At 63.2% G+C, this 14,399-nt stretch carries 18 protein-coding genes; 7 read left to right on the top strand and 11 right to left on the bottom strand.

The window, feature by feature from the left end:
• Positions 1 to 255: 255 nt before the first annotated feature.
• The 5 genes from NKJ88_RS02575 to NKJ88_RS02555 all read right to left on the bottom strand — a co-directional run bounded on the left by NKJ88_RS02575 (position 256) and on the right by NKJ88_RS02555 (position 3,522).
• Complete coding sequence (locus NKJ88_RS02575) at positions 256 to 1,110, bottom strand: tetratricopeptide repeat protein (protein ID WP_352443515.1); 855 nt, start codon at positions 1,108 to 1,110, stop codon at positions 256 to 258.
• A 203-nt stretch (positions 1,111 to 1,313) separates the two neighbouring features.
• Positions 1,314 to 1,592, bottom strand: a complete 279-nt coding sequence (rpsU, locus tag NKJ88_RS02570) for a 30S ribosomal protein S21 (RefSeq protein ID WP_023671138.1) — start codon at positions 1,590 to 1,592, stop codon at positions 1,314 to 1,316.
• 176 nt (positions 1,593 to 1,768) lie between these two features.
• Entirely contained in the window at positions 1,769 to 2,155 is a 387-nt protein-coding gene (locus tag NKJ88_RS02565; RefSeq protein ID WP_352443514.1) for an SET domain-containing protein, read from the bottom strand.
• A 105-nt stretch (positions 2,156 to 2,260) separates the two neighbouring features.
• Positions 2,261 to 3,019: an SDR family oxidoreductase gene (locus NKJ88_RS02560; RefSeq protein ID WP_352443513.1), complete on the bottom strand. Its 759-nt coding sequence runs from the start codon at positions 3,017 to 3,019 to the stop codon at positions 2,261 to 2,263.
• Between the two features lie 134 nt (positions 3,020 to 3,153).
• Positions 3,154 to 3,522, bottom strand: coding sequence for a YrdB family protein (locus NKJ88_RS02555; protein WP_352443512.1), 369 nt, complete (start codon positions 3,520 to 3,522; stop codon positions 3,154 to 3,156).
• Positions 3,523 to 3,724: 202 nt separating this feature from the next.
• On the opposite strand from NKJ88_RS02555, the gene NKJ88_RS02550 reads away from it, so the two are divergent.
• Genes NKJ88_RS02550 through NKJ88_RS02525 form a run of 6 tightly spaced genes read left to right on the top strand, consistent with a single transcriptional unit; the run spans position 3,725 to position 9,571 of the window.
• On the top strand, positions 3,725 to 4,978 hold the full coding sequence (locus NKJ88_RS02550; protein WP_023817239.1) for a sarcosine oxidase subunit beta: 1,254 nt from the start codon (positions 3,725 to 3,727) through the stop codon (positions 4,976 to 4,978).
• Complete coding sequence (locus NKJ88_RS02545) at positions 4,978 to 5,400, top strand: hypothetical protein (RefSeq protein WP_023817240.1); 423 nt, start codon at positions 4,978 to 4,980, stop codon at positions 5,398 to 5,400. The genes NKJ88_RS02550 and NKJ88_RS02545 overlap by 1 nt, the downstream gene beginning before the upstream one ends.
• Before the next feature lie 12 nt (positions 5,401 to 5,412).
• The gene (locus tag NKJ88_RS02540; protein ID WP_352443511.1) at positions 5,413 to 5,724 is read left to right on the top strand and encodes a sarcosine oxidase subunit delta; all 312 of its coding nucleotides are present in this window, start codon (positions 5,413 to 5,415) and stop codon (positions 5,722 to 5,724) included.
• Complete coding sequence (locus NKJ88_RS02535) at positions 5,721 to 8,714, top strand: sarcosine oxidase subunit alpha (RefSeq protein WP_352443510.1); 2,994 nt, start codon at positions 5,721 to 5,723, stop codon at positions 8,712 to 8,714. Before NKJ88_RS02540 ends, NKJ88_RS02535 begins: the two co-directional genes overlap by 4 nt.
• Positions 8,707 to 9,291, top strand: coding sequence for a sarcosine oxidase subunit gamma (locus tag NKJ88_RS02530; protein WP_352443509.1), 585 nt, complete (start codon positions 8,707 to 8,709; stop codon positions 9,289 to 9,291). The genes NKJ88_RS02535 and NKJ88_RS02530 overlap by 8 nt, the downstream gene beginning before the upstream one ends.
• A 52-nt stretch (positions 9,292 to 9,343) precedes the next feature.
• On the top strand, positions 9,344 to 9,571 hold the full coding sequence (locus NKJ88_RS02525; protein ID WP_023671147.1) for a hypothetical protein: 228 nt from the start codon (positions 9,344 to 9,346) through the stop codon (positions 9,569 to 9,571).
• Positions 9,572 to 9,694: 123 nt separating this feature from the next.
• Here the strand turns inward: NKJ88_RS02525 and NKJ88_RS02520 are convergent, their stop codons facing one another.
• Together NKJ88_RS02520 and NKJ88_RS02515 are read right to left on the bottom strand one after the other, a co-directional pair.
• Positions 9,695 to 9,928: a DUF680 domain-containing protein gene (locus NKJ88_RS02520; protein WP_023671148.1), complete on the bottom strand. Its 234-nt coding sequence runs from the start codon at positions 9,926 to 9,928 to the stop codon at positions 9,695 to 9,697.
• Positions 9,929 to 10,114: 186 nt separating this feature from the next.
• The gene (locus NKJ88_RS02515; protein WP_023671149.1) at positions 10,115 to 10,759 is read right to left on the bottom strand and encodes a TetR/AcrR family transcriptional regulator; all 645 of its coding nucleotides are present in this window, start codon (positions 10,757 to 10,759) and stop codon (positions 10,115 to 10,117) included.
• A gap of 112 nt (positions 10,760 to 10,871) precedes the next feature.
• On the opposite strand from NKJ88_RS02515, the gene NKJ88_RS02510 reads away from it, so the two are divergent.
• On the top strand, positions 10,872 to 11,708 hold the full coding sequence (locus NKJ88_RS02510) for a hypothetical protein (protein ID WP_352443508.1): 837 nt from the start codon (positions 10,872 to 10,874) through the stop codon (positions 11,706 to 11,708).
• An 11-nt stretch (positions 11,709 to 11,719) separates the two neighbouring features.
• Here NKJ88_RS02510 and NKJ88_RS02505 read toward each other — a convergent pair whose 3' ends face one another.
• The 4 genes from NKJ88_RS02505 to NKJ88_RS02490 all read right to left on the bottom strand — a co-directional run bounded on the left by NKJ88_RS02505 (position 11,720) and on the right by NKJ88_RS02490 (position 14,318).
• Positions 11,720 to 11,878 carry a hypothetical protein gene (locus tag NKJ88_RS02505; RefSeq protein WP_352443507.1) on the bottom strand — a complete coding sequence of 53 codons (159 nt, stop codon included), beginning with the start codon at positions 11,876 to 11,878 and terminating at the stop codon, positions 11,720 to 11,722.
• A gap of 81 nt (positions 11,879 to 11,959) precedes the next feature.
• Entirely contained in the window at positions 11,960 to 12,994 is a 1,035-nt protein-coding gene (locus NKJ88_RS02500) for a phosphotransferase family protein (RefSeq protein WP_352443506.1), read from the bottom strand.
• Complete coding sequence (locus NKJ88_RS02495; protein WP_280940371.1) at positions 12,991 to 13,506, bottom strand: MaoC family dehydratase; 516 nt, start codon at positions 13,504 to 13,506, stop codon at positions 12,991 to 12,993. Before NKJ88_RS02495 ends, NKJ88_RS02500 begins: the two co-directional genes overlap by 4 nt.
• Positions 13,503 to 14,318 (bottom strand): SDR family oxidoreductase, encoded by an 816-nt coding sequence (locus tag NKJ88_RS02490; RefSeq protein WP_023710918.1) that lies wholly within the window; start codon positions 14,316 to 14,318, stop codon positions 13,503 to 13,505. Before NKJ88_RS02490 ends, NKJ88_RS02495 begins: the two co-directional genes overlap by 4 nt.
• Between the last annotated feature and the right edge of the window lie 81 nt (positions 14,319 to 14,399).

The raw sequence follows: 14,399 nt of genomic DNA, 5'->3' as shown, positions 1-14,399 counted from the left end.
CAGTCCTTTCGAAAAATGCCTTCAACAACGGTTGAATGGCCCGGAGCGTTCCGCTGAAAACTTGGCGCGATCAAGGCAGGGGTTAACGCTTTGCCCCCGGTGGTTAAGATTGGGTGATAGTGGGGTTTTCTGGATACGCAATCCTAGCGGAAGCGCTCTGCGCTTTCCCGGGGAGAAACCGCTCACGCGGCGCACTGCATCAGAAATGGAACGTTTGTTATAAAAGGCCGCCGATGGCGGCGCGCCGGCCGCATCTCAGCCGGCGGTGACGCCCGATGTGCGCGACAGGCCGTCCTTGGCCGGCTGGTAGGTCGGGTCGAGATGGACGGCTTCGCGGTAAGCTTTCGAGGCCTTGACCTTGTCGCCGCGGCGCTCGTAGATCAGCGCCTGGTTGGACCAGGCTTCGGCGTTCTTGCCGTCGAGCTTGATGGCCATGTTGAAGTCGGAGAAGGCGTTGTCCTCGTCATTCATGGCGAGATAGGAGAGGCCGCGGCCGTTGTAGGGTTCGGCGGCGTCCGGCGCCAGCGAGATGGCGGTCGAGAAATCCTCGATGGCAAACTTGTGCTGGCCTTGGCTCTGATAGATCAGGCCGCGATTGTGGTAGGCACGGGCATCCGTGGTGTCGAGCTGGATCGCCTTCTGGAAATCGTTGAAGGCCTGCTGGGTCTGGCCGGCCTTGCGATAGAGGTTGCCGCGGCCGATATAGGCGGCGTCATAATTTGCATTGATCTGGATTGAGCGGTTGTAGTCGGCAAGGGCGGCCGCCTGGTTGCCGAGGAAGCGCTGGATCAGCGCCCGGTTCGAATAGGCCTGGTAGAAATTCGGGTTGAGCTGGATGGCGGTGTCGAAATCCTTCAGCGCCGCCTGATACTGGCCGCCACGGCCATAGGCCGAGCCGCGCACATTGTAGCCTTCCGGATCCTGCGGATTGCGCTGGATCACCGCCGACAGCGAGGAGATGTTCTCGCTCGAGCCTTGCGCCTTGTCAATGTTGTTGAATTCGCCGGTCGGAACGCTCTGGCAACTGGCAAGCACCAGGCCGGACATCAGGGCTGCCGCCAGGGCCAAACCGCGCATTGTGGTTCTGCGCTCTACGCCGATTGCGTTCATGTCTGCCCTGTCCTCACTTCAGCCTCGCCGTCCAGGTCCCCCTCCGGGCCGGGTCACAGATTCTCGTAACAAAATCTAGAACGCCGTTTGCGCGTTCAAGGGAACGGCCTCCAACAGAATGGCGGCGCTCCAAACAAAAAGGTGGCGGCGATTCCGCATCGCGCCACCTCTGAGTATCCTTCGAAAAGGACGAAAAATTGGCGTCAGAATCGCGGCGGACGCGGAGCACCACCAGGACCACCGGCGGCGCCGGCAGCAACCGGGCGCGGCGTCATCGGCAGCAGGCCTTCGCGCTGGGCGCGCTTGCGGGCCAGCTTGCGGGCGCGGCGAACGGCTTCGGCCTTTTCACGGGCGCGCTTCTCGGAAGGCTTCTCGTAATGGCCGCGCATCTTCATTTCGCGGAAAATGCCTTCGCGCTGCATCTTCTTCTTGAGAGCGCGAAGCGCCTGATCAACGTTATTGTCGCGGACGAGTACCTGCACGGGCAATCCTGTCTTTCGGGTTTGATATCAACAGGCAAGTGGCCATAGCCACATGCCTCCGCGGCGCTTTACACCACGAATTGTGGCGGCTGATAGCAGAATCAGGCCGCGCTGTCCACACTGGAAATGAAGGACAACCGCCAATTTGCCACGGCAGCCCCGAGATAGGGCGCCAACTAGGCGCTGGCCAGATGGAGCCGTGCGAAATCCTCGAAGAATTCGCCGTAATCGCAGGTAATTTCCTCGCCGGCTGATATATCTCGAGTGGCGGTGGCGCCGCCATAATGCGAAAAATCCGTGTTCGGCCGCTCGGCGTGGTTCATGAAGCGGCCATTATCGACTTCATAGACCATGAAGCCGGGACGGTCGGGGCTCGGATAGGCATAGCGGTCGAGCAATTCCTTGAGGTGCGGCGGCGCCGCCTCGTATTTGTCCATCGGGATCAGCCGGTCGAAATCCGGATCGAGCCGCCATATCGAGGCGCCCTTCCTGATCGGCTCGGCGGCGAACACGCCGACGCCTTCGATTGCGCTCTGGGCGACATAGGTCCTGATCAGCAGCATGTCCGTCCTCCTCACCCGAAACCGAATCGCCAAATCGCGTGGAAAAAGCAAGTCCGGTTTCGGGTTCTATGGCTGATCGGCGCGGGCGATGACCCGCGAAATGCTTCACGTCCGGGTGATCGAGACGCCGCCATCGGCAAACAGCGCCGCTCCTGTGGTGAAGCTCGACGCATCCGATGCCAGGAAGAGCGCAGCGCGGGCGATCTCTTCAGGCACAGCGACACGTTTCAAGGCATGCAGGTTTTCCACGAAAGCGCGTGATTCCGGCGTCTTGAATGTTGCCGACGGCGTGTCGGTGCCACCCGGCATCAGCGCGTTGACCCGCACCCCCCTGGGGCCGTATTCGGCCGCCAGCACCTGCGTCAGGCCGATCAGTCCGGCTTTGCTCGCGGCATAGCTGGTCATGCCCGGCATGCCGACTGTGTGACCGACGAAGGTCGAGGTGAAGATCAGCGATCCGCCACCGCGTTCGACCATCGCCGGCACCTGGTATTTCGCGCCGAGAAAGGCGCTGGTCAGATTGGCGTCGAGCGTCTCGCGCCATCCGTCCAGCGACAGTTCCGAAACCGGACCCATCGCTCCGACGGAGCCGACATTGTTGAAGGCGATATCGACCCCGCCGAATTTTTCGACGGCGAGATCGACGAGGGCTTTTGCATAGGCTTCGTCGCGGACATCGCCGGCAAGCGCGATGGCCGTGCCGCCGGCGTCCTCGATTTCGACGACCAGCGCATCGAGTTCGGCCTGGCGGCGGGCGGCGATGACGACCCTGGCGCCTTCTTCGGCGAAGAGTTTTGCGGTGGCGCGGCCGATGCCGGAACTGGCGCCGGTGACGATGGCGGTTTTATTGGCGAGTGCGAACATTTTCTTACATCCTTTCATCGCGCCGGCTGTGCCGGCAACCGGGATGTTGATCGCAGTTCGAGACGGTGCTAGCCACCCGATACGTGCTCGACTTGCTGAATGGCTTCGCAGCGGCACAAGCGCCGCGCGCCGGACTATTGCTTCAGCAGCCAGCCGAGGCGGTCGAGCGAAAATGCGTAGCTGACGGCGATGAGCAGCGTGATGACAACGCCCGTGGTCGTGTGACCGGCGGCATAGAATCCGGCTGCACCGCCAAACAGGATGGCCAGTTCAAGCACCAGCCTGACTGCGCCTGGTACAGGAACCGGCGCGCGTCCGGATCGGCTTGGGTCGCCGCGCACCGCAAAGGTTCCCCACAGCGCAGCTGCAATGAACGGCAAGGCCAAGGCGAGGACCCAGCGCCACCATCCGCCGGAGAGGCTCCAGCCGGCAAAGCCGAGGCCAAGCAAGGCGGCAAGTTCCAGCAGGAAACGCAACGTCAGATTCCACCAGGCGTTGCCCATATCCGTCCTCCAGAGTCTCGCGATCGCCAGTGTGTCCGAACGCAGCCATGCCTGCCAGCGCGGGCAGGTCTTTTCCACCGCGGCGCAAAACGGCAAGCGCCGTCGCAAACAGCGCAAGGGTGGAAGCGCCGTTTCGCTAGTGATACACCTCGCGCGCCGGGGCTGCGTAAAATACCCCACCGCCATTTGCGAGGCTGGAACGTTGAAAAAATATTCGGTATTCGCCATCGCCCGCGAGGCCATGCGCGGCCACAAGGGCTGGGAGGAACAATGGTCCTCGCCGGAACCGAAGAAGGAATATGACGTCATCATCGTCGGCGCCGGCGGTCATGGCCTGGCCACCGCCTACTATCTCGCCACCGTTCACGGCATCACCAATGTCGCGGTGCTGGAAAAGGGCTGGCTAGGCGGCGGCAACACCGGGCGCAACACCACCATCATCCGCTCCAACTACCTTTACGACGAGAGCGCCGGCATTTACGACCATGCGCTGAAGCTGTGGGATGGGCTCTCCCAGGAACTCAACTACAACGTCATGTATTCGGCGCGCGGCGTCATGATGCTGGCGCACAATGTGCACGACATCCAGGTGCTGAAGCGCCATGTCCATGCCAACCGTCTCAACGGCATCGACAATGAATGGCTGACGCCCGAGCAGGCGAAGGAATTCTGCCCGCCGCTCAACATTTCCAGGCAGGCGCGCTATCCCGTCGTCGGCGCCGCCTTGCAGCGGCGAGGCGGCACGGCGCGTCACGATGCGGTGGCCTGGGGCTATGCGCGCGGCGCTTCGGCGCGCGGCGTGCACATCATCCAGAATTGCGAGGTCACCGGCGTCAAGCGGGCGGCCAATGGCGCGGTCATGGGTGTCGACACGACGCGCGGCTTCATCGGCGCCAAGAAGGTCGGCGTGGTGGCTGCAGGCCACTCCTCGGTGATCATGAACATGGCGGGCGTGCGCATGCCGCTGGAAAGCTATCCGCTGCAGGCGCTGGTGTCGGAGCCGGTCAAGCCGGTGGTGCCTTGCGTGGTGATGTCGAACACGGTGCACGCCTACATCTCGCAGTCCGACAAGGGCGAGCTGGTGATCGGCGCCGGCACCGACCAGTATGTCTCCTATTCGCAGACCGGCGGCCTGCACATTTTGCAGCATACGCTGGACGCCATCTGCGAGATGTTCCCGATCTTCACCCGCATGAAGATGCTGCGCTCGTGGGGCGGCATCGTCGACGTGACGCCCGACCGTTCGCCGATCCTGGCCAAGACGCCGGTGCCCGGCCTCTACGTCAATTGCGGCTGGGGCACGGGCGGCTTCAAGGCAACGCCCGGCTCAGGCCATGTCTTTGCCCACACGGTTGCCAAGGACGATCCGCATCCTATCAACGCGCCCTTCACCATCGAGCGCTTCCGTACCGGCCGCCTCATCGACGAGGCAGCGGCGGCGGCGGTGGCGCACTGATGATGGTGGAGTTGGCTGTAGCGGTGCCGCTGGTGCTGGCGGGGGAGCAGGACCTGTTCCACTTTCCGTCACCGGACGAAGTGCGCACGCAGCCGATCAGCCGCGCCGACAACGAAGCCAATTGGCCGTTTTCGATCGACGCCGGCATTTTGGCATGCGTGTGGAGTGGTGGCCAGAAGGTGGTCATCTTCATGGAGAACAGGCCCTCCGATCTCGTCGAGGACGACACATTCGAGCCGCGCAGCGTCATCGTGACGACCGATCCGTTTCAGCTCACGATCGGCAACATGGCGTATCGCGAGCTGTTTCGCCCCGCCGCAAGCGTGGAGGAGCGCATTCGGCTCGTCGCGCCTTTTGCGGCGATGGGCCAGAGGCTTTGCAACCAACCGGCCGGCGCGCATGTCGGCCACGGCGAATTGTAGGAACGAACGATAATGCTTCTCATCCGCTGCCCCTATTGCGAGGAAGAGCGCCCGGAGCTCGAGTTCCGTAACGCCGGCGAGGCGCATATTGCGCGCTCGGCCAACATGGCGGGCGAGAGCGACGACGATTTTGAAAAGTTCTTCTTCATCCGCTCGAACCCCAAGGGCATCATCTATGAGCGCTGGCGCCACATCCATGGCTGCGCACGCTTCTTCAATGCGGTGCGCGACACCGTCACCGACAAGTTCGTCATGACTTACAAAGCCGGCGAGCCGAAGCCGTCCAAGCTGCCCAAAAGCTCCAACGAAGTGGCATCCAAATGAGCGGCGCGTTCCGCATTCAAAGCGCCGGCCGTCTCAGCCAGGCCAAGACCGCGCGGTTCTCTTTCGACGGCCAGTCTTACACCGGCATCGAAGGCGACACGCTGGCCTCGGCGCTGCTTGCCAATGGCGTGCATCTGGTGGGACGTTCGTTCAAGTATCACCGTCCGCGCGGCTTCCTGTCGGCCGGAGCGGAAGAGCCCAACGCGCTAGTCGAGGTCAAGCGCGACGCGGCACGCAAGGCGCCCAACATCCGCGCCACGGTGCAGGAGCTCTATGACGGGCTCGTCGCCAACTCGCAAAACCGCTGGCCGTCGCTCGCCTTCGACGTCGGCGCGGTCAACGACATTGCATCGCCGCTATTTTCGGCCGGCTTCTACTACAAGACCTTCATGTGGCCGAAGGCAGCCTGGAAGAGCCTCTACGAGCCGAAGATCCGCGCCGCGGCCGGCCTCGGCCTTTCGCCTGACAAGCCAGATCCCGACCATTATTCGTCGCGCTATGCGCATTGCGACGTACTGGTGCTGGGCGGCGGTGCGGCCGGCATTGCGGCAGCGCTCGCCGCTGCCGAAACCGGCGCGCGTGTCATCCTCGCCGATGAACAGGCCAGCTTCGGCGGCAGCCTGCGCTTCGAGAGCGGGGCGAAGATCGACGGCCAGGACGGTTATGCCTGGGCGCAAGGCGCGGTGGCCAAGCTCACCGCCATGGACAATGTCCGCGTTTTGTCGCGCACGACGGCGTTCGGCTACTACGCGCAGAATTTCGTCGGCCTGGTCGAGCGCGTCAGCGACCATCTGCAGAACCCCGGCCGCGATCTGCCGCGCGAAAGGCTGTGGCAGGTACGCGCCAAGCGCGTGGTGCTGGCGACCGGCGCCATCGAACGCCACATGGTGTTTGCCGACAATGACCGGCCCGGCATCATGCTGGCCTCGGCGGCGCGCATCTATCTCAACCAGTACGGTGTCGCGGTCGGCAAAAATGTCGGCCTCTACACCGCCAATGACTCGGCGTACTCCGCCGCGATCGACCTGAAGAAGGCCGGCGTCAACGTGGCGGCGATCGTCGACCTGCGCGACCATCCGACCGGACCTGTGATCGACGAGGCGAGGGCGCTCGGGATCGAGGTCAATTTCGGCCGCGCGGTGATCCGCGCCGGCGGCAAGTTGCGCGTGACCTCGATGACGGTGCAGCCGAAAAATGGCGGCGGCGAGCGCACCATTCCGGTCGACGCCATCCTGATGTCGGCCGGCTGGACGCCGTCGGTGCATCTGTTCTCGCAGTCGCGCGGCAAGGTCGCCTTCAATGACGAGACCAAGCGCTTCGTGCCGGGCATCTATGCGCAGGACTGCGTTTCGGTCGGCGCCTGCAACGGCACGGATGGGCTCTCGGCGTCCATCGATGAGGCCTATGCGGCCGGCGCCAAGGCGGCGAAGGATGCGGGCGGCAAAGTGGCCAAGGGCGTTAAGCCGAAGGTCGACGCGTCGGAAAGCTGGTCGCGCGGCATGCTGGGCGCGGCGCCCGGCGCCGGGCCGGACAAGACGGTCAAGGCCTTCGTCGATTTCCAGAACGACGTCACCGCCAAGGACATCCGCCAGGCGGTGCATGAAGGCATGCGCTCGATCGAGCACGTCAAGCGCTTCACCACCAACGGAATGGCGACCGACCAGGGCAAGACGTCCAACATGCACGGCCTGGCGATTGCCGCCGAGACGCTTGGCAAGCCGATCCCCGAGGTCGGGCTGACCACATTCCGCGCGCCCTATACGCCTGTCACTTTCGGCGCGATCGTCAGCCATTCGCGCGGTCCGCTGTTCGACCCGACACGCAAGACCGCGATCCATCCCTGGGCGGAAGCTCAAGGCGCGGTGTTCGAGGATGTCGGGCAGTGGAAGCGCGCCTGGTATTTCCCCAAACCCGGCGAGGACATGCACAAGGCGGTCGACCGCGAATGCGTCGCTGTGCGCAGCAATGCCGGCCTGTTCGATGCCTCGACGCTGGGCAAGATCGAAGTGGTCGGACCGGATGCGGCCAGGTTCATGGAACTGCTCTATACCAATCCATGGGAGAAGCTTGAGCCCGGCCGCTGCCGCTATGGCATCATGCTGCGCGAGGACGGCTTCATCTATGATGACGGCGTCGTCGGCCGACTGGCGCCGGATCGTTTCCATGTGACGACGACAACGGGTGGCGCGCCGCGCGTCATGAACCACATGGAGGACTATCTCCAGACCGAGTTCCCGCATCTGAATGTCTGGCTGACGTCGATCACCGAACAATGGGCGGTCATCGCCGTGCAGGGGCCGAAGTCGCGAGACATCATTGCACCGCTGGTCGAAGGCGTCGACATGTCGGACGAGGCGCTGCCGCATATGTCGGTGCGCGAAGGCAAGATCTGCGGCGTGCCGACCAGGCTGTTTCGCATGTCGTTCACCGGCGAGCGCGGCTTCGAGGTCAATGTGCCGGCAGACTACGGGCAGGCCGTTTGGGAAGCGCTGTGGGCCGAAGGCCAGAAGCATGGCGCGACTGCTTACGGCACCGAGGCGATGCACGTGCTGCGCGCCGAAAAGGGCTACATCATCGTCGGCCAGGACACGGACGGCACGGTGACGCCGAACGATGCCGGGCTCGACTGGGCGGTCGGCAAGAAGAAGACCGATTTCGTCGGCATTCGCGGCCTGACGCGGCCCGATCTGGTCGCCAAGGGCCGCAAGCAGTTGGTCGGCTTGAAGACCAAGGACCCGAAAGTGGTGCTTGAGGAAGGCGCGCAGATCGTCGCCGACCCGAAGCAGGCGATCCCGATGAAGATGATCGGTCACGTCACATCCAGCTATTGGTCGGAAAATTGCGGTCGCTCGATCGCGCTGGCGCTGGTTGCCGGCGGCCGCGACCGGATGGGCGACACGCTCTATGTGCCGATGCCGAACGGGGTGATCGAAGTGGAGGTTACCGGCATGGTGTTCTTCGACGAGACGGGAGGGCGCCTCAATGGCTAAGGCTGCTGCAAAGAAGACGGCCCCAGCTGCAGCGCCGTCGGTCGAGCGCCGCCCGGCCCTGGCTGGGCGCGTCGTTTCCGCAACGGATGTCAAGGTCGAGGTGCTGCCGCCGGCGGAGCGCATGTCGCTGCGCGCGCCGGAGGCTTCCGTCGCGGCGCTGTCGAAGGCGCTCGGCCTGACCTTGCCGAAGCAGCCGAAAACTTCGGCGTCGAAGACAGGGCGCACGGCGCTGTGGCTTGGCCCTGACGAGTGGCTGGTCATCGATGAGGCTGGCAAGGATCCGCTGGCCGATCGTGCTGGGGTTGCCGCATTGCATTCGGCGGTCGGCATCTCGCACCGCAACGTCGCCTTCGCCGTCACCGGCCCAGCGGCGGCCGCCGCGATCAATGCAGGCTGCCCGCAGGATTTGTCGCTCGAGGCTTTTCCGGTGCGCGCGGCGTCGCGCACCATTCTCGGCAAGTGCGAAATCCTGCTGCTGCGCACGGCAGCCGATGCCTTCCGGGTCGAGTGCTGGCGTTCCTTTTCGGACTATGTCTTTACTTTCCTGTCGGAAGCAGCCAGCGACGCGGCGGCGTAGGAACGTTTGACGGGTCAAGCCGTTCTGCTTCCCTCATCAGGGAGAACATACGATGCCGTCGAAAGCGCCGCCGAAGTCAGCTGGCAAGACGTCCGCCGTGCGCTCACTCGAACATGAGCAGCATCACGAGGTGACTGCCGAAGAGGAACTCGAGGAAGGCCTCGAGGACACGTTTCCGGCCAGCGATCCGGTGTCGATCACCTCGACCGCCATCCCAGGCGCGCCGGCAAGACCCGGCAAGGCCAAGACGGTGCCGGGTCGCAAACCGCGCAAGAAATAACCCGTTCGGCTACGCCAGGTTTGAACTCAGGAAAAGCCGGCTTGCGCTGAGGAAAAAACGGGCGGCCGGGATTATCCTGCCGCCCTTAAATTAGTCGTTGTGCTGTGGTCGAGCCCGATCAACTTAGAACGTGCTCGGCACGATCCATGGGTTGATCTCGATGCCGAGACGCGGGCTCTTGGCCTTGACGTCGGACTTTTCGACCGAGCCGGTCACGGCGCAATCGAGCTTGGCATTGGTCGTGGTGTCGACGCAGGTGGCGGCGGGGGCCTGCTTGGTCGAGTGTGTGTTGTTGGCGGCGAAAGCCGAGCCGGAGAGAGCCAGCACGGTGGCGAGAGCGAGAAGGGTCTTGTTCATGTCTGTCTCCATCGGTTAAATTTTTTTCGTACATGTACGATACAACGTACACATACGTCCACCGAGATGGGTTTTCAAGTCGGAAAACGTACGCGTACGAAAAATCTTTTTGAACGCCGAAAATTGCGGCGCACTGACACAGCCGAAGCTGTCAGGCCGGACGTTGAATTGGAGGGGCGGGGATGCTCAGCAGTCGACCGGGGTCTCGGTCAGCGGCGGCACATTCTGAGTGCTGAGCGTGGCGAGTGTGAAATCGCACATCCGCGTCACGAAAGCCTGCGGATCCCCGAAGGGGTAGAACGGGAACGTGATCAAAAGCGAGATGGTGCCGTGGCCGACTGCCCAAAGCATGGTGGCGATGGCGCGCGGATCGCCCTGCAGCTTGCCTGCGGCAACGCAGGCCTCGACCCTGGATATCAGCGCTTTCATCGCCGGGTTGGCCTCTTCCATGTCCTCATAGCTTCTGCCTTCCGGCAGCTTGGTCTTTTCGGTCATGAACACGGTGCGGTATTCGTTGGGATTGCCGAGCCCGAAGGCAGCATATTCGGTCATCACCGCACGCAAGGCCTCGATCGGATCGTCGGAAGGATGCTCCTCGATGCGGCGGGCAAGTGTTTCGAAGGCATCCTCGGCCAGCGCAAACAGGATGTCCTGCTTGTCGGCGAAGTACGAATAGACCGACATCGGGGCATAGCCGACCCGCTTGGCCAACTTGCGGATGGTCAGGCCTTCATAGCCCTCTTCCTTGACGAGCTTGTGGGCTGCGTCGAGGAGTTCGGAACGCAGTTCGGCCTTTTGTTTCTCGCGGCGTTTCTGGACGCTCAGTGGCAAGATCCGGTGCCTTTGGTTGGTGTGCATCGCTAAATATATACGCTGTACGGAAACGGGCAAGGGCGCTGTCAGGCACATCAAAAAGCGACCCCCAAGCTTCTCTCGAATAGTCGTGCCCGTTCTGGCCTATTTCGCCAGCATCTATGTCACAGCATGTGTAACCTGGGCGCACGCAGGCAACATCGGACTGTTACAAACAAAGCCTATTTGGCGGCTCTGCAAGAAAATTCGGTTTTGGGGGGCCTCTATGGCTGCGATAGAGCTTTCGTCCGGGCTGCCGGGCGCACATCCACTTTCTCATGGCGCAAGGCTGGCGCTCAGGCGGGTCGTGATAGTCGCATGGCTGGCGATCGCAATCGGCTTCGCCATGGAAGCGCTTATTCTGACTGCCGGATTTGCGGCAGGTTCGCACCCGGCCCCGACCCGGGTTCTGATAGACTTGGCGCAAGGCGTGACCTGGTCATTCTTCGTCTGCGCCGGCGTCAGCCTCGGCACGGCGATCACCAAGGTGCGAGCCTCGCTTGGCGGCCTGATCGCGATGATCTCGGGGCCGCTGGCCATGGGCATCGCCAAAGGTACGCAAAAGGTGATGGTGAGCGCGCTTGATGTATCGGCAAAGCCCGTGATCCTGTCGCTCACTACGCTCGGTATGTTGCGGGCGATCGAGTATGGTTTGCTGGGCTGGATGCTGGCTTCGCTGGCATCCAAGGAAGAACCTCGCTCGCTGCATTTCATACTGGCGGGTGCCTTGGCCGGCGCGGTGTTCGGCGGCGGGATCACGGCGCTGACGATCGAGACTGCCGCAGCCAAGGACATTGCGCTGGCATTGCCGCAGGCTGTCGCCACCGGCCTCATTGAGATCGTGTTTCCGATCGGATGCTCGCTGGTCGTCTACATCGCCCTGCAAGTCAGCCGGCACATGAAGTTCATTTCCAGCGACGCGCGCTAGAGCCGAATGATTCAGGTCGAATTGACCTGAAATCTGAAACCGGCTCTTAAATCAAATAGATAGAGCATGATGTCGTCCGAAAACCGCTTCACACTTTTCGGCATCATGCTCAGTCTACAGACGGTGATCGGTTTGCGTCCTGTTTCCAGGCCGGTTGCCACCACCTCCATGTGGGCTTGCTCCCCGGTCGGGGAACGGAACTGATCCGATCTGTCATCAAATCGCGCCGACCACAATATCTCATTGTCGAGTCAGGTTCGATCGATCAGCTTGGCGGCAAGGTGCGACAGCAGCTTCACCGCTTCGCCATAGGTCTTGGCCTTTTCGGGGTTGGAGGCGTTGCCGTCCAGCGCCCGCTTGTAGACGCCCTGGCAGATGGCAGCCAAACGGAAGAAGGAGAAGGCGAGGAAGAAGCTCCAATTGTCGATGCCGGCCAGCCCGCGCCGACGGCAATACGCCGCGACATAGGCTTCCTCCAAGGGCAGGCCGAGGGCGGCGCAGTCGACGCCGCCAAGACCGCGAAAGCCCGAGGCGTGCGGCAAGCGCCATTGCATGCACTGGTAGGCGATGTCGGCAAAGGGGTGGCCAAGCGTCGACAGTTCCCAGTCGAGCACGGCCAGCACTTTCGGCTCATTGTGCGCGAAGATCATGTTGTCCAGCCGGTAGTCGCCATGCACGAGGGATATCCGGCCGTCATCGGCCGGCATATGCGTCTCCAGCCAGGCGATCAGCCGGTCCATGTCGGCGACCGTGCCGGTCTCCGAGGCGCGGTACTGGCTGGTCCAGCGTGCCAGCTGGCGTTCGAAGTAATTGCCGGGTTTGCCGAAATCGCCGAGCCCGACCGCCTCGACATCGACGTCGTGCAGGGCCGCCAGGGTGGCGTTCATGGCATCGTAGAGGGCGGCGCGCTCATCGTTGCCAGCGGCCTTCGGCACTGCCGGATCCCAGAAGATGCGGCCGTCGAGAAAATCCATGACGTAGAACATGCGGCCGATCGGCGTCGCCTCCGCCGACAGATGCAGCATCGCCGGCACCGGCACGGCGGTGCCGGCCAGCGCCTTCATGACCGTGAATTCGCGGTCGACCTGATGCGCCGATTTCAGCAACTGGCCCGGCGGCTTGGCGCGCAGGACATAGCGGCCGCTGGCCGCGGTCAGCAGATAGGTAGGGTTCGACTGGCCGGATTTGAATTTTTCGATTGCCGAAAGCCCGGCAAAACCCGGGATGTGCGCCTCGAGATAGAGCGCTAGTGCCGTCTGGTCCAGCGCGTTGGCGTCGCCACTCATGCGGTCTCCGGCTCACGCTCGATCAGCGTCAGCGTCAGCCAGCGCGCGGTCAGCGCCGGCTTCTTCGAACCTTCGATCTCGATGGTCACGTCGTGCGCCGTCTGCACCCAGCCCGACGGCCTGACCTTGACGTCGGCCAGTACGAAACGGGTGCGGATGCGCGAACCGGTCTTCACCGGCGCCAGGAAGCGCAGCGAATCGAAACCGTGGTTGACGCCCATCTTGCCCTTTTCCAGCGGCGGCATGGTCTCGAAGGTCATCGCCGAGAGCAGCGACAACGACAGGAAGCCATGCGCGATGGTGCCGCCGAACGGCGTCTCGTTTTTGGCCCGCTCGGGGTCGCAATGGATGAACTGGTGGTCGTCGGTGGCGTCGGCGAACTGGTCGATCATGGTCTGTGTGACCTCGCGCCATGGCGAGACGCCGACTTCCTTGCCGACGCTGGCCAGAAGCACATCGAGACTGATCGGTTCCACTGCGGTGTCCTCCCCTTGCCGCCGACCGCGGCTCATTCCTTGAACAATGTCAGCCCATGCTGCACCGACTGCCCGCCGTCGATCGGCAGGATGGCGCCGGTGACATAGGAACCGGCACGGCTGCACAAATAGAGCGTTGCGCCGCCGATGTCATCCGCCACGCCGATACGTCCGATCGGCACATGGCTGCCGACATGTCTGGCCTTTTCGTCGGTGCCGGTGGCAAAGGCGGTCATCCGGCTCTGGAAGGGGCCGGGGGCGAAGGCGTTGACGGTGATGCGCCGCGCCGCCAGCTCGATCGCCAGCGTGCGCGTCAGGTGGTGAACGGCGCCCTTGGACGCGGTATAGGAATAGGCGTCGTCGGCCAGCGGCTGCGTGCCCATCACCGAGCCCAGATTGATGACGCGAGCCGGATCGGCATCGCTGGCCGCGGCTTCCAGCAGCGGCAGCAATTCGCGCGTCAGATGAAAGACGGCGGTGACGTTGACGGCGAACACCTTGGCCCAGCCGCTATAGGGAAAATCCTCCAGCGAGGCGCCCCAGGATATGCCGGCATTGTTGACGAGGATGTGCAGCTTCTCGGTGCGCGCCTTGACCTCGCTGACCAGCGCGGCAATGCCTGCTTCGCTCGAGACGTCACCGGCGAAACCTTCGGCACTGCCGGAGCCGCCGAGCCCGTTCAACTCAGCGGCGACCTTGATGCAATCCTCGCCCTTGCGCGAGGCGATCATCACGGTGGCGCCGGCTTGGACCAAGGCGGTCGCCACCATGCGGCCGATGCCGGTCGCGGCTCCCGTCACCAGCGCTGTCTTGCCGGCGACTGAGAACAGTTCTTCCAGATAGCTCATCGCAATTCCTCCGCGCCTCTCTGCTCACGGTCTGGGGCGAAAGGGCTCGCGTTGACAAGGCTACCCGAAGTACGGTCATCC

It is taken from the genome of Mesorhizobium sp. M0016 (assembly GCF_040324035.1).
GTDB lineage: Bacteria > Pseudomonadota > Alphaproteobacteria > Rhizobiales > Rhizobiaceae > Mesorhizobium.
Note: the sequence above shows the minus strand (reverse complement) of the source record. Positions and strands in the feature narration are given on the sequence as shown.